The 22,115-nt window shown below is 67.9% G+C and carries 20 protein-coding genes; 17 read left to right on the plus strand and 3 right to left on the minus strand.

Annotation, left to right across the window (positions count from 1 at the left end; translation table 11 throughout):
• Positions 1-204: 204 nt before the first annotated feature.
• From ftsZ to OYT95_RS33455, 10 genes are all read left to right on the plus strand, one after another.
• Complete coding sequence (gene ftsZ / locus OYT95_RS33410) at positions 205-1,404, plus strand: cell division protein FtsZ (RefSeq protein ID WP_037226649.1); 1,200 nt, start codon at positions 205-207, stop codon at positions 1,402-1,404.
• The gene (gene pgeF, locus OYT95_RS33415; protein WP_268790141.1) at positions 1,401-2,144 is read left to right on the plus strand and encodes a peptidoglycan editing factor PgeF; all 744 of its coding nucleotides are present in this window, start codon (positions 1,401-1,403) and stop codon (positions 2,142-2,144) included. The genes ftsZ and pgeF overlap by 4 nt, the downstream gene beginning before the upstream one ends.
• A 47-nt stretch (positions 2,145-2,191) precedes the next feature.
• Complete coding sequence (locus tag OYT95_RS33420; protein WP_037226698.1) at positions 2,192-2,917, plus strand: YggS family pyridoxal phosphate-dependent enzyme; 726 nt, start codon at positions 2,192-2,194, stop codon at positions 2,915-2,917.
• Between the two features lie 85 nt (positions 2,918-3,002).
• Positions 3,003-3,680: a cell division protein SepF gene (locus OYT95_RS33425; RefSeq protein ID WP_005574458.1), complete on the plus strand. Its 678-nt coding sequence runs from the start codon at positions 3,003-3,005 to the stop codon at positions 3,678-3,680.
• 133 nt (positions 3,681-3,813) lie between these two features.
• Positions 3,814-4,116 carry a YggT family protein gene (locus OYT95_RS33430; protein WP_005247609.1) on the plus strand — a complete coding sequence of 101 codons (303 nt, stop codon included), beginning with the start codon at positions 3,814-3,816 and terminating at the stop codon, positions 4,114-4,116.
• A 102-nt stretch (positions 4,117-4,218) separates the two neighbouring features.
• Complete coding sequence (wag31, locus tag OYT95_RS33435; RefSeq protein ID WP_005247608.1) at positions 4,219-5,064, plus strand: DivIVA-like cell division protein Wag31; 846 nt, start codon at positions 4,219-4,221, stop codon at positions 5,062-5,064.
• A 49-nt stretch (positions 5,065-5,113) separates the two neighbouring features.
• A complete protein-coding gene (locus OYT95_RS33440; RefSeq protein WP_037226653.1) occupies positions 5,114-5,365 on the plus strand; it encodes a membrane protein in 252 nt (83 codons plus the stop codon).
• Between the two features lie 261 nt (positions 5,366-5,626).
• Positions 5,627-8,761, plus strand: a complete 3,135-nt coding sequence (gene ileS / locus OYT95_RS33445) for an isoleucine--tRNA ligase (RefSeq protein WP_037226655.1) — start codon at positions 5,627-5,629, stop codon at positions 8,759-8,761.
• Between the two features lie 31 nt (positions 8,762-8,792).
• Entirely contained in the window at positions 8,793-10,142 is a 1,350-nt protein-coding gene (locus tag OYT95_RS33450; RefSeq protein ID WP_442972530.1) for a DNA polymerase IV, read from the plus strand.
• Between the two features lie 152 nt (positions 10,143-10,294).
• Positions 10,295-10,795: a hypothetical protein gene (locus tag OYT95_RS33455; RefSeq protein ID WP_005247603.1), complete on the plus strand. Its 501-nt coding sequence runs from the start codon at positions 10,295-10,297 to the stop codon at positions 10,793-10,795.
• A 101-nt stretch (positions 10,796-10,896) separates the two neighbouring features.
• On the opposite strand, the gene OYT95_RS33460 is transcribed toward OYT95_RS33455, so the two are convergent.
• Positions 10,897-11,649: a sensor domain-containing protein gene (locus OYT95_RS33460; protein ID WP_037226699.1), complete on the minus strand. Its 753-nt coding sequence runs from the start codon at positions 11,647-11,649 to the stop codon at positions 10,897-10,899.
• Positions 11,649-12,602: a hypothetical protein gene (locus OYT95_RS33465; RefSeq protein WP_037226657.1), complete on the minus strand. Its 954-nt coding sequence runs from the start codon at positions 12,600-12,602 to the stop codon at positions 11,649-11,651. The genes OYT95_RS33460 and OYT95_RS33465 overlap by 1 nt, the downstream gene beginning before the upstream one ends.
• Positions 12,603-12,653: 51 nt before the next feature.
• On the opposite strand from OYT95_RS33465, the gene lspA reads away from it, so the two are divergent.
• From lspA to dnaE, 5 genes are all read left to right on the plus strand, one after another.
• Entirely contained in the window at positions 12,654-13,250 is a 597-nt protein-coding gene (gene lspA, locus OYT95_RS33470; protein WP_037226658.1) for a signal peptidase II, read from the plus strand.
• On the plus strand, positions 13,247-14,173 hold the full coding sequence (locus OYT95_RS33475; RefSeq protein ID WP_037226659.1) for an RluA family pseudouridine synthase: 927 nt from the start codon (positions 13,247-13,249) through the stop codon (positions 14,171-14,173). Before lspA ends, OYT95_RS33475 begins: the two co-directional genes overlap by 4 nt.
• 1 nt (position 14,174) lies before the next feature.
• Complete coding sequence (locus OYT95_RS33480; RefSeq protein WP_052032833.1) at positions 14,175-14,852, plus strand: hypothetical protein; 678 nt, start codon at positions 14,175-14,177, stop codon at positions 14,850-14,852.
• Positions 14,849-15,766, plus strand: a complete 918-nt coding sequence (rarD, locus tag OYT95_RS33485; protein WP_037226661.1) for an EamA family transporter RarD — start codon at positions 14,849-14,851, stop codon at positions 15,764-15,766. The genes OYT95_RS33480 and rarD overlap by 4 nt, the downstream gene beginning before the upstream one ends.
• A 98-nt stretch (positions 15,767-15,864) precedes the next feature.
• Positions 15,865-19,401 carry a DNA polymerase III subunit alpha gene (gene dnaE / locus OYT95_RS33490; protein WP_037226662.1) on the plus strand — a complete coding sequence of 1,179 codons (3,537 nt, stop codon included), beginning with the start codon at positions 15,865-15,867 and terminating at the stop codon, positions 19,399-19,401.
• 3 nt (positions 19,402-19,404) lie between these two features.
• Here dnaE and OYT95_RS33495 read toward each other — a convergent pair whose 3' ends face one another.
• Positions 19,405-19,641, minus strand: coding sequence for a hypothetical protein (locus OYT95_RS33495; protein WP_037226663.1), 237 nt, complete (start codon positions 19,639-19,641; stop codon positions 19,405-19,407).
• 171 nt (positions 19,642-19,812) lie between these two features.
• Between OYT95_RS33495 and OYT95_RS33500 the strand changes: the two genes are divergently transcribed.
• Positions 19,813-20,247, plus strand: coding sequence for a nitroreductase family deazaflavin-dependent oxidoreductase (locus OYT95_RS33500; protein WP_037226700.1), 435 nt, complete (start codon positions 19,813-19,815; stop codon positions 20,245-20,247).
• A gap of 54 nt (positions 20,248-20,301) precedes the next feature.
• Positions 20,302-22,077, plus strand: a complete 1,776-nt coding sequence (locus OYT95_RS33505; RefSeq protein ID WP_037226665.1) for a pyruvate dehydrogenase — start codon at positions 20,302-20,304, stop codon at positions 22,075-22,077.
• Positions 22,078-22,115: the final 38 nt, after the last annotated feature.

Consider the following 22,115-nt stretch of genomic DNA (forward strand, 5'->3'; position numbering starts at 1 on the left):
GGATGCGAAAGAGTTGCGGGCGAGTTCGTCAAATAACTCGGCGCGTCTCGGCGCGCCTAATGGCGTATCCCTGTGCCGGTGCATAGCGTTTCGCTCTAGTCGAGCAGCACTTGACATAACCGTAACCCTATGGTTGAGGTTGAGGGTTCAGGCTGGACCGATCTGTACGAAAGCGTGATACACACTCATGGAAGGCGAGAGCCGATGACGCCCCCGCACAACTACCTCGCCGTAATAAAGGTCGTCGGCATCGGCGGCGGCGGCGTGAACGCAGTCAACCGGATGATCGAGCAGGGACTCAAGGGAGTCGAGTTCATTGCCGTCAACACCGACGCGCAAGCGCTGCTGATGAGTGACGCCGACGTCAAGCTCGACGTCGGCCGGGAACTCACCCGCGGGCTCGGCGCCGGCGCGGATCCCGAAGTCGGCCGCAAGGCCGCAGAAGACCACAAGGACGAGATCGAGGAAGTCCTCAAGGGCGCCGACATGGTGTTCGTGACCGCAGGCGAGGGCGGCGGCACGGGTACGGGTGGCGCACCGGTCGTCGCGAGTATCGCGCGCAAGCTCGGAGCCCTCACCGTCGGTGTCGTCACCCGCCCCTTCTCCTTCGAGGGCAAGCGCCGCGGCGGCCAGGCCGACACCGGTATCCAGTCGCTGCGCGAATCGTGCGACACCCTCATCGTGATCCCGAACGACCGCCTCCTGCAGCTCGGCGACGCCGCCGTAAGCCTCATGGACGCGTTCCGCAGTGCCGACGAGGTCCTGCTCAACGGTGTCCAGGGCATCACCGACCTCATCACCACCCCCGGATTGATCAACGTCGACTTCGCCGACGTCAAGGGCGTCATGTCCGGCGCGGGTAGCGCGCTGATGGGCATCGGATCCTCGCGCGGCGAGGGCCGGGCCATCAAGGCCGCGGAATCGGCGATCAACTCTCCGCTGCTCGAGGCGTCGATGGAGGGTGCGCGCGGCGTGCTGCTCTCGATCGCCGGTGGCAGCGACCTCGGCCTGTTCGAGATCAACGAGGCGGCGTCGCTGGTGCAGGAAGCCGCCCACATCGACGCCAACATCATCTTCGGCACCGTCATCGACGATTCGCTCGGCGACGAGGTGCGGGTCACCGTCATCGCCGCCGGGTTCGACGGCGGCGCCCCCGCCCGCCGGCCGGTCGAGTCGGGCGCTGCCGGTCGCAGCGCCATCGGAGCCGGGCGGGCAGGCGAGGTAGGACAGTCGGCCGAGCAGCAGCACAGCGAGCCGATGTCGGTGACCCGAGAGACGATCAGCTCCCACCAGAGCCCGAGCAGTCTCCCGCCACTGCCGGGAAACGGTCAGTCCCGCGCGGTGCCGGTGTCCGACGAGGAGGGTGAAGACGAAGTCGACGTGCCCTCCTTCATGCGTCGTTGAGCTCACCGTCCGCCCCCGATTTCAGGGTTCGCCGGGTCGTCACCACCCGTGCCGGAGGGCACTCCGTCGCACCGTACGACACGTTCAACCTCGGTGATCACGTCGGCGACGATCCGGCCGCGGTGGAGGCCAACCGGCGTCGACTGGCAGACAACATCGGCGTGGCCTTCGACCATCTGGTCTGGATGGAGCAGATTCACAGTCGCACCGTGACCGTGGTCGACGGGCCCACCGACGCGCCGGTGCCCGCCACGGACGCGCTGGTGACGACGGTGCCGGGGCTCGCGCTCGCGACCCTCAGCGCCGACTGCGTCCCGGTGCTGCTGTCCGACGACGAGGCCGGGGTGATCGCCGCCGTCCACGCCGGCCGGATCGGTGCCCGCATCGGCATCGTCCCGCGGGTGCTCGACGTCATGGTCGAGCAGGGGGCGCGGCTCGACCGGATCGGCGCGTTCCTGGGTCCGGCGGCGAGCGGCCGACAGTACGAGGTCCCCGCGGCGATGCAGGCGGACGTCGAGAAGTTCCTTCCCGGCAGCGCCACCCGCACCGTCAAGGGCACCCCCGGCCTGGACCTGCGGGCCGGCCTGCGGAAGCAGCTGCTCGACGCGGGTGTCGCGGGAGTGGTGGAGGATCCGCGCTGCACCATCGAGGACCAGACACTGTTCAGTCATCGCAGGCAGGCCCCGACCGGTCGGCTCGCGGCGGTGATCTGGATGGATACTGGGCAAGACAGCGTGTGACGAGTGCCGCCGGTGGCGGCGAGGGATTCGGTGTGGGAGTGGAAACGATGAGCAGGGTCGGGGAGATCGAGACTGCGCTCGGCGCCGTGCGCGCACGGCTCGACGCGGCGTGCCGGGACGCCGGCCGCGACCCCGCGGAAGTGTCGCTGCTGCCCGTCACCAAGTTCTTCCCCGAATCCGACGCGCGGATCCTGTACGACCTCGGGTGCCGCGAGTTCGGGGAGTCACGGGAGCAGGAGGCCACGGCCAAGATCGCGGAGTTCCGGACCGCGGTGACGGATCCGTCGGTGCGGTGGCACATGATCGGACACCTCCAGCGCAACAAGGCGAAGGCCGTCGCGCACTGGGCGTATGCCATCCACTCGGTGGACAGCGAACGCCTCGTCGGCGCCCTCGGTCGCTCGGCGACCACGGCACTCGAGGCGGGGGAGCGGCCCGAGCCGCTGCGGGTGCTGCTGCAGGTCAGTCTGGACGGCGATCCGCAGCGCGGCGGTGCCGCGATCGCCGACCTCGAACATCTTGCCGCGCAGGTGCAGTCGTCGCCGGGACTCGAATACCGTGGGCTGATGGCGGTTCCGCCGATCGATGCCGACCCGGATGCGGCGTTCGAGGAACTGGAGAAGATACACGCGCGGCTGAGGCGCGACCATCCTGATGCGACGGAACTCTCGGCGGGCATGACGAATGATCTCGAGCACGCTGTCCGACACGGGTCGACGTGCGTGCGTGTCGGAACCGCGCTGTTGGGTTCGAGGCCTATAACCTCGAAATAGATCGCCCAGGTGATCGCCAACCCGTCCACACCGCTGCGACCGGTCGCAGTTGGATCCTGTCCGCCGCGCCAAGGAAGGTCGATCAATGAGCAGTCTGCACAAGTTCAAGGCTTACTTCGGCATGGTTCCCCTCGACGACTACGAGGACGAGTACCTGGACGAGCCGGAACCTGCCCGCAGGCCCGCTCGACCGGCCCGCGACAGTGGACGTGATCCCTACCTCGACCGCGACGACCGTGACTTCGCCGAACCGGCCTTCAGTAAGGCTGCCTACGCTCCCGGCCGCCGGGACGACCTCGACGACGACTTCGACCGGTACGACGGCCCCCGGCACTCGTCCCGGGTGGAACCCGTGGCCGTCCGGTCGGCCCGTCCCAGCGCGAGCGGTGCGGTGCGCGGCAGCACCCGCGGCGCGCTGGCCGTCGACACGCGGTCCGAGCGGGTGGAGAGTCGTCGCGGACCCCTCTTCGACGAGGGCGGCCCGCTGTCCAAGATCACCACGCTGCGCCCCCGCGACTACGGGGAGGCCCGCACGATCGGCGAGCGGTTCCGTGACGGCACTCCCGTCATCATGGACCTCGTCGAGATGAGCAACGCCGACGCCAAGCGCCTCGTCGATTTCGCTGCCGGGTTGGCATTCGCGCTGCGCGGGTCCTTCGACAAGGTGGCCACGAAGGTGTTCTTGCTCTCACCCGCAGACATCGACGTGTCCGCCGAGGAGCGTCGCCGCATCGCGGAAACCGGCTTCTACAGCCAGAAGTAAACCGGGGAGCGGGGGAAACGACCATCGGGATCCGAACGTCCGAAACGACGCGGGCCGCGGCGGCTGTGGCGGAGAAAGCCCTGGCCACGCGGCTCGTTTTGATCGGCCGGACATTCTCAGGCAGAGTGAAGGTGTGGCCTTGTTCTCGGTGATCTACTTGATACTGTTTGTCTTTTGGCTGCTACTCATCGGCAGAATCATTGTCGAGTTCGTACGGACCTTCGCACGAGACTGGCGGCCAACCGGCGTCGTGGTCGTCATTCTCGAGGCGATTTTTACGGTCACCGATCCACCGGTCAAACTGCTACGGCGGTTGATCCCCCCGATCAATCTCGGTGGGGTGCGGTTGGATCTATCCATCATGGTCTTGCTGTTCATCGTCTTCATCCTGATGTCGATCGTTCAGGGACAAGCGCGTGCTACGGGTCTGGTGTGACAGAATGGACCCCATTGATCCAGTCTTGTTTCACCGTTACGTAGACTGCGCTGTAACTGAATGCTTGCTAGACCGCCAAATGACGCGTGAAGGGATCCTTCCATGCCGCTGACTCCCGCTGATGTGCACAATGTCGCGTTCAGCAAGCCACCGATCGGTAAGCGGGGCTACAACGAAGACGAAGTCGATGCGTTTCTCGACCTCGTCGAGCAAGAGTTGTCGCGCCTGATCGAGGAGAACGCCGACCTTCGGCAGCGAGTAGGGGAGCTCGACAAGGAGCTCGCCGATGCGAAGAAGGCTCCACGCCCTGCGTCCGCGGCACAGACTCCCGCTCCCAAGGCGGAGCCGGCTCGCGTCGTCGAGCAGCCCAAGGCTCCCGCGCCGGCACCGGCTCCCGCCGCTGCTGCTGCGGCAGCCCCCGCGCAGGGCGCCGACGCTCACATGCAGGCCGCCAAGGTTCTGGGTCTCGCCCAGGAGATGGCGGACCGCCTCACGAGTGACGCGAAGACGGAGTCCGAGCAGCTGCTCGGCAACGCGCGCACCAACTCGGAGCAGCTGGTCAGCGATGCGCGGACCCGTTCCGAGACGATGATCGCGGACGCCCGCCAGAAGTCGGAAGCACTGATCACCGACGCTCAGACCCGTTCCGAGACCCAGCTGCGCCAGGCCAAGGAGAAGGCCGACGCGCTGCAGGCGGACGCGGAGAAGAAGCACACCGAGATCATGGCGACGATCAACCAGCAGCGTTCCGTGCTGGAGGGCCGTATAGAGCAGCTCAAGACGTTCGAGCGCGAGTACCGGGTGCGCCTGAAGTCGTACCTGGAGTCGCAGCTCGAAGAGCTGGAGCAGCGGGGATCCGCGGTTCCGGTGGACGGCGGTCAGGATTCGTTCGCGCAGGGTGGATCGCAGTCCAATTACAGCCAGTCCTACGCCAAGGGCAATAGCTGACTGAGCGCGCGGTAGTTGCCCAGCCAGCGGCCCGGATAGAGGTTGAGCCGTGCTGGTCGTGACACTCGCTCTTGCAGCGGTGGGGTTCGCTCTCCTTGTGGTGGCTCTCATGACCGGTTCGGTCGTGTGGGCCTGGGGATGCATCGTAGTGTGCGTCGCCGGAGCGGTCCTGCTGCTCGTCAGCGCCCTCGCGGGCAAGAAGGCGGCGGCCGTGCCCGGGCAACCCGCGAGCGGTGTCCCCGGTGAACGTGGTCCCGCACGGGACGCGGACACGACGCCCGGATCCGACGAGGGCGACTGAGCTGCCGCACGCCGGTGGCGGCTAGACTGCATTCAGCGAGTAATTCAGTAACCGAGTTTCGCGGCGACGATCCGGCCATCACCGGGGAGCCTTCGGAAGAACGGCCGGCACGCCGGCTCAGTAGAACCGAACGGGTGGGCCCGTCACAGCCCGGCACCGAGAGGCGCCCTCCGGGGTGCAAGCGGGGTGGTACCGCGGTGGTGACGCAGGAGGCGTCTCCGTCGTCCCCGTGCCGAGTACGTCAGGCACGAGGAGATCGCGGTGACCGACACCAGCAACGTGACCAGCAGCAACGAGTCCTACCCCAAGGTCGACTACGGCGTCTCGCAGGATGCGGGTGTCCGGTTCCCTCAGATCGAGCAGCGTGTGCTGGCCGGCTGGGACGAGGACGACACCTTCCGGGCGTCGGTCGCCCAGCGCGACGACGCGCCCGAGTTCGTGTTCTACGACGGTCCGCCGTTCGCGAACGGTCTCCCGCACTACGGCCACCTCCTGACGGGGTACGTCAAGGACCTGATCCCGCGGTTCCAGACCATGCGCGGCAACAAGGTCGAGCGCCGATTCGGCTGGGACTGCCATGGTCTGCCCGCCGAACTCGAGGCCGAGAAGCAACTCGGCATCAAGGACAAGTCCGAGATCGACGTCATGGGTCTCGAGAAGTTCAACGAGTACTGCAAGTCCTCCGTGCTGCGCTACACGGACGAGTGGCGTGACTACGTCACCCGTCAGGCCCGGTGGGTCGATTTCGACAACGACTACAAGACACTCGACCTCGACTTCATGGAGTCGGTCATGTGGGCGTTCAAGGAATTGTTCGACAAGGGCCTGATCTACCAGGGCTTCCGTGTGCTGCCGTACAGCTGGTACGAGCAGACGCCGCTGTCCAACCAGGAGACCCGGCTCGACGACGCGTACAAGATGCGCCAGGATCCCGCCGTCACGGTCGACATGCCGCTGCGCGGCGAGGGCCCGCTCGACGGCGCCAACGCGATCATCTGGACCACGACGCCGTGGACGCTGCCGTCCAACCTCGCTGTCGCGGTGCACCCGGACATCGACTACGTCCAGGTGACGGGCGCCGACGGTAAGCGCTACGTGCTCGCCAAGGATCGGCTGGGGCACTACGCCCGCGAACTCGGTGAGACGCCCGAGGTGCTGTCCGAGCACAAGGGTTCGGACCTCGTCGGGCTCCGCTACGACCCGCCGTTCGACTTCTTCGTCGGTCACGAGAACGCGCACCGCGTCATCTCCGCCGACTACGTCACCACCGAGTCCGGTACCGGAATCGTCCACCTCGCACCGGCTTTCGGTGAAGAGGACATGGAGTACTGCGCGGCGAACGGGATCGAGATCGTGCAGCCGCTCGACCCGGGCGGCAAGTTCACGGCGATGGTGCCGCCCTACGAGGGTCTCCAGGTGTTCGACGCGAACCCGGTGATCATCAAGGACCTCAAGGCTGCTGGAAAGTTGCTGCGGCACGAGACGATCGAGCACTCGTACCCGCACAGCTGGCGCAGCGGGCAGCCGCTGATCTACATGGCGGTCCCGTCGTGGTTCGTCGCGGTCACCAAGTTCCGCGACCGCATGGTGGAGCTGAACCAGGACATCACGTGGGTGCCCGAGCACATCCGCGACGGCCAGTTCGGCAAGTGGCTCGAGGGTGCCCGCGACTGGAACATCAGCCGCAACCGGTACTGGGGCAGCCCGATTCCGGTGTGGGTGTCCGACGACCCGGCGTACCCGCGCACCGATGTGTACGGCTCGCTCGACGAACTCGAACGCGACTTCGGTGTGCGACCGACGGATCTGCACCGGCCGATGATCGACGATCTGGTGCGCCCGAACCCGGACGACCCGACCGGGAAGTCGATGATGCGGCGTGTGCCGGAGGTCCTCGACTGCTGGTTCGAGTCCGGGTCCATGCCCTACGCGCAGGTGCACTACCCGTTCGAGAACCGCGAGTGGTTCGACAGTCACTTCCCGGGCGATTTCATCGTCGAGTACAACGGGCAGACCCGCGGCTGGTTCTACACGCTGCACGTGCTGGCGACGGCGCTGTTCGATCGTCCCGCCTTCAAGACCGTTGCGGCCCACGGCATCGTCCTGGGCGAAGACGGACTGAAGATGAGCAAGTCCAAGGGCAACTACCCGGACGTGAAGGAGGTGTTCGAGCGCGACGGCTCGGACGCCATGCGCTGGTTCCTCATGTCCTCGCCGATCCTGCGCGGCGGAAACCTCGTCGTCACCGAACAGGGCATCCGCGAGGGTGTCCGGCAGGCGCTGCTGCCGCTGTGGAACGCGTGGAGCTTCCTGCAGCTGTACGCGCCCACGTCCGGTGAGTGGCGCACGGATTCGGCGAACGTCCTGGACCGGTACATCCTCGCGAAGCTGGCCGGAACCCGGGACGTCATCACCGGCGCGCTCGAGGCGAACGACATCGCCGGGGCGTGCGACGAACTGCGCACGTTCTGCGACGCGCTGACGAACTGGTATGTGCGGCGGTCGCGTTCGCGCTTCTGGGACGAAGACAAGGACGCCGTCGACACCCTCCACACGGTGCTCGAGGTGGTCACCCGGCTCGCCGCTCCGTTGCTGCCGCTGGTCAGTGAGGTGATCTGGCGGGGACTGACCGGCGGACGGTCCGTGCATCTCGCGGACTGGCCGGCCCAGGGTGAGCTGCCGGCGGATGCGGAGTTGGTGTCGGCGATGGACGAGGTGCGGTCGGTGTGCTCGACGGTGCTGGGACTGCGCAAGGCGCAGAATCTCCGGGTGCGGCTGCCGCTGCCCGAGGTGACGGTCGCGTCCGACGACGCGGAGCGCCTGCGTCCGTACCTGGGTCTCATCGCCGACGAGGTCAACGTCAAGAAGGTCGACCTCACCACCGACGTGGACGTGCACGGCCGGTTCGAGTTGGTCGTCAACGCGCGCGCCGCGGGACCGCGCCTGGGCAAGGACGTGCAGACCGTCATCAAGGCCGTGAAGGCCGGTGACTGGTCGGAGAATTCGGACGGCGTCGTCGTCGCGGCGGGGATCGAGTTGCTGCCGGAGGAGTACACGCAGCGGCTCGTGGCCGCCGAACCGGAGTCGACGGCAGCCCTGCCCGACGGGGCCGGTCTGGTCGTCCTGGACTCGGCGGTCACCGAGGAACTGGAAGCCGAGGGCTGGGCGAAGGACCGGATCCGCGAGTTGCAGGACGCGCGGCGCGCCGCCGGGCTCGAGGTGTCCGATCGGATCACCGTCGTCCTCGACGTGCCCGCGGAGCGGCGGGACTGGGCGCTCGCGCACCGCGAGCTGATCGCGGGCGAGATCCTCGCCGTCGAGCTGGAACTGGCCGAGGCGCCGGGTGACGCCGTCGAGCTCGGTGAGGGTGTGCGGGCGGCGATCGCCAAGGCGTGACCTGTCGGACCGGGCGGGTATTTTGCACCAGGTGAGTCGTCGGTGGGTGCTGCACCTCGACATGGACGCGTTCTTCGCGTCGGTCGAGCAGCTCACCCGGCCGACGCTCCGTGGCCGCCCGGTTCTCGTCGGTGGTCTCGGTGGACGCGGCGTCGTCGCCGGGGCCAGCTACGAGGCGCGGGTGTTCGGAGCGCGTTCGGCAATGCCGATGCATCAGGCCCGCAGGCTGGTGGGTCCGGGTGCGGTGGTGCTGCCGCCGCGGGGTCGCCTCTACGGCATGTTGAGCAAGTCCGTGTTCGACGCTCTCCGCGGCCCGATGCCGGTGCTCGAGCAACTGTCGATGGACGAGGCGTTCGGCGAACCCACCGAATTGGCTGGGGCGGATGCGGCCACGGTGCAACGCTATTGCGAGGGACTGCGTGCCCTGGTGCTCGAGGAGACGGGACTGGTCGCGTCCATCGGCGCCGGGTCGGGCAAGCAGGTGGCCAAGATCGCGTCCGGTCTGGCCAAACCTGACGGGATCACGGTGATTTCGCCGGACGAGCAGCATGCGGTGCTGGACGAGCTTCCGGTGCGGAAGCTGTGGGGCATCGGCCCCGTCGCGGAGGAGAAGCTGAAGCGCCTTGGCATCGAGACCATCGGCGGGTTCGCGCGGACCCCGGAATCGGAGGTGGCGTCCATTCTGGGCACCACGGTCGGACCGGGCCTGCACCGGCTGGCGCAGGGCATCGACAATCGGCCCGTCGCCGAACGCGCCGAGTCCAAGCAGGTCAGTGCGGAGACGACTTTCGCCACCGACATCGTCACGATGGCGGAGTTGCGGGGTGCCGTCGAGTCGAGCGCGGCGTCCGCGTTCGTGCGCCTGCAGAAGGACGGCCGGGCGGCGCGGACGGTGGTGCTCAAGCTGAAGAAGGCGGACATGAGCATCGTGACGCGCTCGGTCACGCTGCCCTACGCGACCCTCGACCGTCAGATCCTCGTTGCGGCGGCGCAGCGCCAGGTGATCGATCCGCTCGAACTCGGGCCGGTGCGTCTGGTCGGGGTGGGATTCGCCGGACTGTCGACGGTCCGCCAGGGTTCGCTGTTCCCCGAACTGGACCTGGACGTCCCCGGCTATCAGGAGTCGAAGATCACGATGGCGGGCGCCGACGACGGCCTCTCCGCGCCCGTTCCCGCACCCGCCCGGGCGATCGACACCCGGTGGCATCCCGGTCTCGACGTGACGCACCCGGACTTCGGCCACGGTTGGGTACAGGGAGCCGGCCACGGTGTCGTGACCGTCCGATTCGAAACGCGCACAACGGGTCCGGGGAAGGCGCGGACCTTCAAGGAGGACGACGTACAACTCGAACGGGCCGATGTGGAAGGCTCGCTCGAGTGACCGGATCCACCGCCCGGACGAAGGAGTGGAGACCGGCTCCACGAGAAGGTAGCCTCGGGCGCTGATGCTTACCCTTGGGTAATGTTGGCCCGGGTAGCGATAGATGCTCAGATCGTCCGAGAACGAACACCGAGAATGAAGAGGTTATTGAGTTGAAGCTTCGTAAGATCACGGTTGCCGGAGTAGCAATCGCCGCAGCCCTCACGATGTCCGCGTGTGGCTCCGACGAAAGCGACACGGCGACCAAGACCACGACGACGACTTCCGCAGCTGCCGAGACCTCGGAAGCCATCGAGGTGCCCACCGCGGCCGATCTCAACGCGCTTCTGGTGCAGGGCCTCGATCCGGCCACGCCGCTCGAGGTCAAGTCCGCGATGGTCGAGGGCTCGGAGCAGGATCCGGAGCTCATCAACCAGGTCGCCGCCGCAGCCAAGGCCAACAACGCCGAGGTCACCGTTCTCGACCCGGTCATCGACAACGGTGACGGCACCGCCAGCGGCCAGCTGCAGCTGACCGTCAACGGCCAGGTCCAGCAGGGTGGCGTTCCGGCCATCTTCGTTCCCGGCGAGAACGGAACGTGGAAGCTGTCGAAGATCACCGCATGCCAGATCGTGTCGCTCGCGCAGCTGACCTCGCCTGCATGCCCTGCCTGATTCCAGGCCGAACCGCGCGGTCCTGACGGATCGCCGCGTTCTCGCACCGATGCCGGTGTCCCCTCGGGACACCGGCATCGGTCGCTTATGGCCTGGGTCGGTCAGCCGGCGGGTGCGGGCGCGAGCTTCACCACGGCGGTGCTCGTCAGGTCGCCGAAGACGCCGGCGTCGATCGGGTCCTGGCCCGTCGCGACCAGTTGGGTGACGGTGCTCCCGACGACGACCACCACCACGTCCGAGACGAGACTGACGCCCTCGCTGGTGGTGACGAGCCGGAATGCCACCGACGCGTCACCGGCGGGCTGCTGCTCGCGGCCGCCGACCCGGTACTGCACCTGCACGCCGTCGGCGTCCGTGCCGGTGTACTCGGTGCATCCCACCAGCCGGTCCTGCACCGCCGCGAAGGCCTGGGACGCGTCGGCGCCGGTGCCGTAGCTCGCCGCGTCCTGGTCGATGGTCGCGAAGTCGGGGCCGGTGAACCAGCCGGACGCCGACGCCACCGCGCCCGGTCGCTGATCCGCGACGGGCGACAGCACGGCGCCGCATTCCGCGGGATCCGTGCTCGACTTGTCGGAGTCCGCCGACTCCGACGCCGGCGGCAGCCCCAGATCGTCCTCGGGATCGGGCACGGGGGTGAATCCGACGGGAAGGTCGCCGATGTCGAGCAGGGCCGCCTTCAGTGCGGCCTGATCGGCGAACGGTGTGCCCGCCGCGTCCGGTGCGGCGGTCACCACCGGTCCGAGCGGCGCGAGTGAGGCGGTGTCGCCGGCGTCGCCGGACGCGTTCGACGAGCACGACGACAGTGTGAGCACGGCGAACAGGCAGCAGGAGACGGCGACGGGTCCGCGGCGCATCAGGAACCCCACCGGACCGAGTTCGACGTGGTCTGGTGCAGGCGGGTGGCGCCGTCCGGGTCGCTGTACTCCTGGTCGCCGCCCACTGTCACGGCCCCGGTGACGGGCAGCGGCAGGCCGAGGTCGACGGTCATGGTGCCCGAGCCCTGCATCACGTACTGGTCGACGTTCAGCGTGCCTGCCTCGCCGGGCAGCTCCCAGACCGGGGACTTCGGCTTCTGGTCGATCGTGTAGTCGACGGTGAGGCGGTTGCCGTCCCGGGCGGTCAGGGTGGCCACGGTGGTCTGGTCGAGGGCGATGCCGCTCATCACCTGCTGGCGGATCTTCCACTGGGCGCCCACCCCGACGGGTTCCGCCGGAAACGGGACCGTGCGATACACGGCCTGGTAGAAAGCCTGCTCGATCGCGGAGCGGGCGATGTCCTGGGCTTCGGCGTCCGGGCGCAGTCGCAGCGCGGTGATCGCACCGGTCGGGTCGACCGTGAAGCCGGCGCCGGAACCGGCACTGGCCTCGAGTGCGCTGCCGAGGCGGTCGTCGGGGCTGGTGACGTCACCGAGCGTCAGGTCGACGGTGGTGCCGCCGTCCGTGTCGTCGGTGGCCTGCCCGACGGCGGCGGTGAGCGGGAGTGTGATCTCGGGTGAGGAGAAGTCCTGGGCGGGCTGGTCGTCGATCTGCTGGAACACCTGCGCGTCGGTGGTCAGCTGCACCTGCTGCGTGACCCCCACCGGCGGTCTGCGCTGGATCACCTCGCGCGGTTCCTCGCCGGGCTGGATCAGTTCGACGGTGGTCGCGGAGATCGGGACGGTCACTTCGGCGGGAGTGGACGTGGACCCTGCGGGGTTCGACTCCGAGGAGTCGCCGTCACCTCCGCACCCGGCGGTCAGAGCGACCAGGGAGAGGGTTGTGGCGAGTAGGCAGAATCCGGGTCGCAGAGCTTTCGAGAACAGTGGCACGCCCCCAGGTTAGTGCGCGCGGGAGCGCGTGAACGGAGGCTTGCCTCCGTAGTGGATGATGAACGGGTGAGTCAAGACCCCACGGCAGAGAACGAGACCGACGCAGAAGACCGAAACGACGGTGACCCGTCCGGCACCGCAGCGCCCCAGCCGGTGAAGCATCAGCGCAGGCTGCTGCTGTTCGTGATCGCAGGTGCCGTCCTGGCCACGGACCTGCTGACGAAGATCCTCGCCGTCGCCAACATCGAGCCCGGCCGGCCGGTCTGGCTGATCGGGGACGTCGTCTCACTGCGGCTCGTGCGCAACCCGGGTGCGGCGTTCTCCATGGCCACCGGCATGACGTGGCTGCTCACGCTCGTCGCCGTGGGGGTGGTGATCGGTGTCGTCCGCATCGGCCGCACGCTGCGGTCGCCGTGGTGGGCGCTCGGTCTGGGGCTGGTACTCGGGGGCGCGCTCGGCAATCTCGTCGACCGGTTCTTCCGGGCCCCGGGAGTGATGCAGGGTCACGTCGTCGATTTCGTCTCCGTCGGCTGGTGGCCGGTGTTCAACGTGGCGGATTCCGGCATCGTGTGCGGTGCGATCCTGCTCGTCGTGCTCACCCTGATAGGGCTGGAACCGGACGGAACACGTAAGGGGGTAGAGAAGTGAGGGAAACACGGTCGATGCCGGTCCCGGACGGGCTCGAAGCGATGAGGGTCGACGCCGGCCTCGCTCGACTGCTCGGCCTGTCACGCACCGCGGTGGCTCAGCTCACCGAGGAAGGTTCGGTGCTCGTCGACGGCGCACCCGTCGGCAAGTCCGATCGCCTGTCCGCAGGCACCTGGCTCGAGGTGGAACTGCCCGAACCGCCGCGTCCGCTGACCATCGAGGCGGAACCCGTCGAGGGCATGGAGATCCTGTACGCCGACGACGACGTGGTCGCCGTCGACAAACCGGTGGGTGTCGCCGCCCACGCCAGCGTGGGCTGGACCGGTCCGACCGTGATCGGCGGTCTCGCCGCCGCGGGCTTCCGGATCTCGACGTCCGGTGCGCACGAACGCCAGGGCATCGTGCACCGCCTGGACGTCGGCACGTCCGGAGTGATGGTGGTGGCCACGTCGGAACGCGCCTACACCCTCCTCAAGCGCGCATTCAAGCAGCGGACCATCGACAAGCGATACCACGCGCTGGTGCAGGGTCACCCGGACCCGAGCAGCGGAACCATCGACGCGCCGATCGGCAGGCACCGCAGCAACGACTGGAAGTTCGCCGTCACCGCGGACGGCAAGCCCAGCATCACCCACTACGACACGGTCGAGGCGTTCCAGGCGGCGAGCCTGCTGGACATCCACCTCGAAACGGGTCGGACCCATCAGATCCGCGTCCACTTCGCCGCACTGCGGCACCCGTGCTGCGGCGACCTCACGTACGGGGCCGATCCGCGGCTGGCGGAACGACTCGGGCTGGAGCGGCAGTGGCTGCACGCCCGGTCGCTCGGTTTCGCTCATCCCGCGGACGGGCGGTGGGTCGAGATCACGTCCAAGTACCCGAAGGATCTCGAGGACGCTCTCGAGGTCCTGCGGGCGAGCTGAGGTGAGACGCCCGCACTCGAGCGGTACCGCGGTGCCGGCAGTGCTCACCGCCGTCGTCCTGATCGCGGTGACGGTCGTGCTCGGAGTGCTTCATCCCGTCCGGCGCGCGCCCGTGTCGACGGACACCCTGGGACCGGACAACGGGGAAGTGGTGGCGGACTATCTGGCCCGGGCGGACCGATCGCTCGACCCGGCGGACGGGCGTCGAGAGCACTGGGCGCTGGTCTCGTTCACCCGCCCGGTGACGACGGAGGCCGTCCGGGAAGTCGCGTCCGGCATCCGGGTGTCGCAGGTTCTCTTCCGCGTGCCCCTGGACCGGGTGCAGACACCCCTCGTCTCCGTGCCCGTCGCGGCAGGCGACGCGGCGCTCGCACGGGCGAGCGCCCTGGCCGCCGGACGCGCCCAGGCGGTGACGGGCGAAACGGAGCGGCAGGCGCAGATCGCGGCGGTGTCGTCGGCGGAACTCGCGCGGAACTGCGCCTGCGTGATCGGCGTCGTCGTCCGCGGCGATCGCGAAGCCCTCACCGCGCTGCGGTCCGCCCCGGACGTCCGGGCGGTCGAGGCACTCGGCGCCGACGCCGTCGCCGGGCGATTCGCCGTGCGCCCACTGCTGCCGGAGCAGGTCGAGATCGTCGGGCCCGGCCCCGACGACGGCATCGTCCCGGGGAGCGGTTCGTGAAGGCGAGGCAGGCGGAGAGTGTGGGCGCCGCCTGCGGAGTCGGCGCCTACGTGCTGTGGGGCGCATTCCCGGCATTCTTCGGACTGCTCGGCCCGGCCGGGTCGGTCGAGATCCTCGCGCACCGGGTGGTGTGGACTCTCGCGCTCATGTTCGTCGTCCTCGCGGTCTCGGGCCGGCTCCGGTCGCTGCGCGGGCTGAGCGTGCGCACCTGGCTGCTGGTCACGGCCGCATCGACGGCCATCGCCGTGAACTGGGGCACCTACATCTACGGGGTCACCTCGGACCGGGTGGTCGAGACCGCGCTCGGCTACTTCATCAACCCGTTGGTGAGCGTGCTGCTCGGGGTCGTGATCTTCCGGGAACGGCTCGTCCCCGCCCAGATCGTCGCGCTCGCGCTCGCCGCCGTCGCGGTGATCGTGATCACCGTCGACTACGGGCATCCGCCGTACATCGCGCTGACCCTGGCCGCCTCGTTCGCGCTGTACGGGCTGTGTAAGAAGGTGGTGCCGCTCGACCCGCGGACGAGCCTCACCGCGGAGGGGATCGTGGCCGCGCCCGTCGCGGTCGGCTACCTCGTGTTCCTGGCCCTCACCGGGGCAGGCACGTTCCTCGGGTTCGGGCTCGGTCACACCCTGCTGCTGATGGCCGCGGGACCGGTGACCGCGCTGCCGCTGTTGCTGTTCGGCGCGGCGGCGCAACGGGTGCCGTTGCGCACACTCGGCATGCTGCAATACCTGACGCCGGCGCTGCAGATGGCGTGGGGTGTCGCCGTCCTCCACGAGGACATGCCGGCGTCGCGGTGGATCGGTTTCGCGCTGATCTGGGTGGCACTCGCGATCTTCAGTACCGATGCGCTGGTTCGGGTCCGGCGCGAGCGGCGAAAGATCGAACCGTCCCAGGCGTCCGTCCCGTAACTCGCGTCACGACTTCGCCGACACCCGCCGTCGGCGACCGGTGCTGTCGGTCCGAGGGCCTACACTCGTGAGGCTCCCAGACCTTCAGAGAGGCGCACGTGGCTGACTCGTTCGTACATCTGCACAATCACACCGAGTACTCGATGCTCGACGGTGCGGCCAAGGTCGGCCCCCTGTTCGAAGAGGCCGAGCGACTGGGGATGTCGGCGGTGGGCATGACCGACCACGGCAACATGTACGGCGCCAGCGAGTTCTACAACGTGGCGAAGAAGCAGGGCATCAAGCCGATCATCGGCATCGAGGCGTACATCGCGCCCGAGTCCCGCTTCAACACCAAGCGTGTGCTGTGGGGCGACCGCAGCCAGAAGTCCGACGACGTCTCCGGTAGCGGTGCGTACACCCACATGACGATGGTGGCGGAGAACGCGACCGGTCTGCGGAACCTGTTCAAGCTGTCCTCGCTCGCCTCGATCGAGGGGCAGCTCGGCAAGTGGGCGCGTATGGACGAAGAGCTCATCGCCACCCACCACGAGGGCATCATCGCGACCACGGGCTGCCCGTCCGGGGAGATCCAGACCCGGCTGCGACTCGGCCACGACCGCGAGGCACTCGAGGCCGCCGCCAAGTGGCAGGAGATCTGGGGTAAGGACAACTTCTTCCTCGAGCTGATGGACCACGGACTGTCGATCGAGCGACGGGTGCGTGAGGGCCTGCTCGAGATCAGCAAGAAGCTCGAGATTCCGCCGCTCGCCACCAACGACTGCCACTACGTCACCAAGGAGGCCGCGGAGAACCACGAGGCCCTCCTCTGCATCCAGACCGGGAAGACGCTGTCCGACCCCACCCGGTTCAAATTCGACGGCGACGGCTACTTCCTCAAATCCGCCGCGGAGATGCGGGCCCTGTGGGACGACCAGGTGCCCGGCGCGTGCGACAACACACTGCTGATCGCCGAGCGGGTCCAGTCGTACGACGACGTCTGGGCGCACCACGACCGGATGCCGATCTTCCCGGTCCCCGAGGGCGAGACGCAGGGCACCTGGCTGCGCAAAGAGGTCATGCGCGGACTGGACCGCCGGTTCCCCGACGGACCTCCGGAGGAGTACCTCGCCCGCGCCGATTACGAGATCGGCGTCATCCTCGAAATGGGGTTCCCCGCCTACTTCCTCGTCGTCGGCGACCTCATCAACCACGCCCGGGAGGTCGGCATCCGCGTCGGCCCCGGCCGAGGCTCGGCGGCCGGTTCGCTCGTCGCCTACGCGATGGGCATCACCAACATCGACCCCATCCCGCACGGCCTGCTGTTCGAGCGGTTCCTGAACCCCGAGCGCGTCTCCATGCCCGATATCGATATCGACTTCGACGATCGCCGTCGCGGCGAGATGGTGCGCTACGCGACGGACAAGTGGGGAAGCGACCGCGTCGCGCAGGTCATCACATTCGGCACGATCAAGACGAAGGCCGCCATCAAGGACTCCGCCCGAGTCCAGTTCGGCCAGCCCGGTTTCGCGATCGCCGACCAGATCACGAAGGCGCTGCCGCCGCCGATCATGGCCAAGGACATCTCGGTGTCCGGCATCACCGACCCGAACCACGAGCGCTACAAGGAAGCGGTGGAGGTTCGCGCCCTCATCGACTCCAACCCGGACGTCGCGAAGATCTACCAGACGGCCAAGGGGCTCGAAGGCCTGATCCGTAACGCCGGCGTCCACGCCTGCGCGGTGATCATGTCGTCCGAACCGCTGATGGACGCGATTCCCGTGTGGAAGCGCGCCCAGGACGGCGCCATCATCACCGGCTGGGACTACCCGTCGTGCGAGGCCATCGGCCTGCTGAAGATGGACTTCCTCGGACTGCGGAACCTCACCGTCATCGGTGACGCCATCGACAACATCAAGGCGAACCGGGGAATCGATCTCGATCTCGACACCCTCGCGCTCGACGACGCGGCCACGTACGAACTGCTTTCGCGCGGAGACACTCTCGGCGTGTTCCAGCTCGACGGCAGCGCGATGCGCGACCTGCTGCGCCGCATGCAGCCCACCGGCTTCGAGGACATCGTCGCGGTGCTCGCCCTGTACCGGCCCGGTCCGATGGGCATGAACGCGCACAACGATTACGCCGACCGCAAGAACGGGCGGCAAGAGGTCAAACCCATCCACCCGGAGCTCGAGGAGCCCCTGAAGGAGATCCTGGCCGACACGTACGGCCTGATCGTCTACCAGGAGCAGATCATGCAGATCGCTCAGAAGGTGGCCGGGTACTCGCTCGGACAGGCCGACATTCTCCGCCGGGCGATGGGTAAGAAGAAGCTCTCGGTGCTGGAGGAGGCGTATGCCGGTTTCCGCGAGGGCATGCTCGCCAACGAATTCTCCGAGCCCGCCATCAAGGCGCTGTGGGACACCATTCTCCCGTTCGCCGGGTACGCGTTCAACAAGTCGCACGCGGCCGGGTACGGCCTGGTGTCGTTCTGGACCGGGTATCTCAAGGCCAACTATCCGGCCGAATACATGGCCGGTCTGCTCACCTCGGTCGGTGACGACAAGGACAAGGCCGCCATCTACCTCGCGGACTGCCGCAAGATGGGGATCACCGTTCTGCCGCCGGACGTCAACGAATCGGAGGTCAACTTCGCCTCCGTCGGTGAGGACATCCGGTTCGGCATGGGCGCCGTCCGCAACGTCGGCGCCAACGTCGTGGGCTCGATCATCAAGGCGCGCAAGGAGAAGTCCAAGTTCGTCGACTTCTCCGACTACCTCAACAAGATCGACGCCGCGGCCTGCTCCAAGAAGGTCACCGAGTCGCTGATCAAGGCAGGCGGCTTCGATTCGCTGGGCCATCCGCGCAAGGGACTCATGCTCGTCCACGCCGACGCCATCGACGCGGTGATGGGCACCAAGAAGGCGGAGGCGATCGGACAGTTCGACCTGTTCGGCGGCGACGACGCCGACGAGTCGATCTCCTCGGTGTTCAACGTGAAGATCCCCGAGGAGGAGTGGGACTCGAAGCACCGGTTGGCGCTGGAGCGGGAAATGCTGGGACTGTACGTGTCCGGGCACCCGCTCAACGGCGTCGAACACGTGCTGTCGGCGCAGTCCGACACCGCGATCCCGACGATCCTCGAAGGCGACATCAAGGACGGCACCCAGGTCACCGTCGGCGGCATCCTCGCGTCGGTGAACCGGCGAATCAACAAGAACGGTCTCACCTGGGCGTCCGCGCAGCTCGAGGATCTGACCGGTGGTATCGAGGTGCTGTTCTTCCCACAGGCCTACTCGGTGTACGGGATGGACGTCACGGAGGACTCCGTCGTGCTCGTCAAGGCGCGCGTGTCGATCCGGGACGACCGGATCTCGCTCATCGCCAACGACCTTGCGGTACCGGACCTCTCCGCGGTGGGGGTCGCGAAGCCGCTGGCGGTCAGTCTGCCGCTGCGTCAGTGCACCAAGGACAAGCTCGGTGCGCTGCGTCAGGTGCTCACGCGCCATCCCGGCACATCGGACGTGCACGTGCGGTTGATCGGCGGCACCGAGGTCACGTTGTGGAAGGTCGACGATGTGCTCCGGGTGGAACCGTCGTCGGCGTTGATGGGCGATCTGAAGGCGCTGCTCGGGCCGAGCTGCCTGTCCGTGTGACGGCTAGGGGCGCGGCGGGAAGAGGCGCCGCGCCCACCACACCACGACGGCCACCGCGGCGGCGGTGAGGACGGCCGCCTGCAGCGTCTGGGTGACGACGAGGATCGTGACGAAGACCAGCAGCGCGACGGCCAGCGCTTCCAGCTTGTAGAGGGGCCACGGGGTGCCGGCGATGTCGACGATCCGGGCGGGGTCGCTGCGGCGAACCTCGCGGCGCACCCATGCGTCGTGTGTCGTCATCGCAGGTCACCTCACTGGCGCGGGTCGGGGGAGCGGACGTCCCCCGCGTGGGATCAGGGTACTCGGAACCCGGAGTTCGGCGCAACGAACAAACGGATGCGGTTCTTCGCATGTGCGCTCGTTCGGCGGATTCGGTGGCGCGTTCTCGCGGATCAGGTGTTGACTGGACGCATGCCACTCACAGGTGAATACGAGCCCAGTCCGTCCAAGTGGGCAGCAGATCAGGCCGAGTTGATGGAATCCACCGACGGAGCCAAGGGCACGACGCTGGGCGGCAGGCCCGTCGTCCTGCTGACCACCCGCGGCGCGAAATCCGGCAAACTTCGCAAGACGCCGTTGATGCGTGTCGAACACGACGGGACGTACGCGATCGTCGCCTCACTCGGCGGCGCCCCCAAGAATCCGGTCTGGTACTACAACGTGAAGGCCGAGCCGCATGTCGAACTCCGCGACGGCTCGACCACACAGGACATGGTGGCCCGTGAGGTCACGGGCGACGAGAAGGTCACGTGGTGGGATCGCGCCGTCGCCGCGTTCCCGGACTACGCCGAATACCAGAAGAAGACCGACCGGGAGATCCCAGTGTTCGTGCTCGAATCCGCCTGACATCCGAACCACCGCTGTCCTTCGCCGTTCGACCGTCCCCCGACCGGAGGCCCGATGAGAGCGAAAACCGTTGCCGATCAGCTGGTGCGTCAACTCCAGGACGCCGGCGTCCAGCGGATCTACGGAATCGTGGGCGACAGCCTCAATCCCGTCGTCGACGCGGTCCGGCGTTCGGGTGGCGCGGAGAAGGGCGGAATCGACTGGATCCACGTGCGTCACGAGGAGGCCGCCGCGTTCGCCGCGGCAGCGGAGGCGCAGGTCACCGGCAAGCTGGCGGTGTGCGCCGGCTCGTGCGGCCCGGGGAACCTGCACCTGATCAACGGTCTCTACGACGCGGACCGCTCGGGGGCGCCGGTACTCGCGATCGCGGCGCAGATCCCGAGCGAGCAGATCGGGCTCGGCTTCTTCCAGGAGACCCACCCGGACCGCCTGTTCGTCGAGTGCTCCCGGTACGCGGAGCTGATCGGAAGTCCCGCTCAGGCGCCGCGCGTGACCGCGTCCGCCATCGCGCACGCGACCGCGCTGTCCGGCGTTGCGGTGATCACCCTTCCGGGCGACATCGCGGACCGCCCCGCCGAGGGGAAGGCCCCGTCGGTGCCGCGCACCGGCGCACCGGCGATCGTGCCCGCCCAGGCCGACGTGCAGGCGCTCGCCGACGCCGTGAACGCGGCGGGAAAGGTCGCGATCTTCGCCGGCGAAGGGGTGCGGGAGGCTCGCGAGGAGTTGCTGACCCTGGCCGACACGATCGGTGCGCCGATCGGCCACACGCTGCGCGGCAAGGAATGGATCCAGTACGACAACCCCTTCGACGTCGGAATGACGGGGCTGCTGGGATACGGCGCGGCGCACGACGGCATGCACGGCGCCGACCTTCTGCTGCTCGTCGGAACGGACTTCCCGTACAACCAGTTCCTGCCCGACGGCGTCCGCACCGCGCAGATCGACTGGGCTGCACAGCGAATCGGCCGGAGAACGAACGTCGACCTGGCCGTGCACGGCGACGTGGCGAGCACGTTGCGTGCCCTTGCCCCGTTGATCCGGCGGAAGGACGATCGCCGATTCCTCGACGAGATGCTCGAGAAGCACCGGACGCTGATGAACAAGGTGGTCGGTGCGTATACGAAACCCGCGAAGCAGCGCATCCCGATCCACCCGGAGTATGCGGCGTCGATCCTCGACGACCTCGCCGCCGAGGACGCGATCTTCACCACCGACACGGGAATGTCGAACGTCTGGACGGCGCGCTACCTGACGCCGAACGGGTCGCGGCGGTTCCTGTCCTCGGCCCTGCACGGATCGATGGCGAACGCCCTGCCGCATGCGATCGGCGCCCAGGTGTGCGCACCCGGCAGGCAGGTGGTGTCCGTGTCGGGCGACGGCGGGCTGTCGATGCTGCTGGGGGAACTGGTGACGGTCGCGATGTACCGGCTCCCGGTCAAGATCGTGGTGTTCAACAATTCCACTCTGGGCATGGTCAAGCTGGAGATGCTGGTGGACGGGCTGCCGGATTTCGGGGTGGACGTCGCGCCCGTCGACTACTCGGCGGTGGCGTCGGCACTGGGCATCTTCGCCCGCCGGATCGAGGATCCGGCCGACATCGAATCGGGTCTGCGGCAGGCGTTCGATCACGACGGACCGGCTCTCGTCGATCTGGTCACCGACCCGTTGGCGTTGTCGCTGCCACCGACCATCACGGGCGGGCAGGTCACCGGTTTCGCGTTGGCGTTGTCGAAGATGGTGATGAACGGGGGTGTCGGCGAGGCCGTGAAGATGGCGAAGTCGAACGTCCGCAACGTGCCGCGACCGTCCCAGTTCGATCCGCGCGGCTGAACCCGACTGGTATCCCATGGCGCGAGAGTGGGAACATA

Origin of the sequence: Rhodococcus sp. JS3073 (genome assembly GCF_026810085.1) — a bacterium.
GTDB lineage: Bacteria > Actinomycetota > Actinomycetes > Mycobacteriales > Mycobacteriaceae > Rhodococcus_F > Rhodococcus_F wratislaviensis.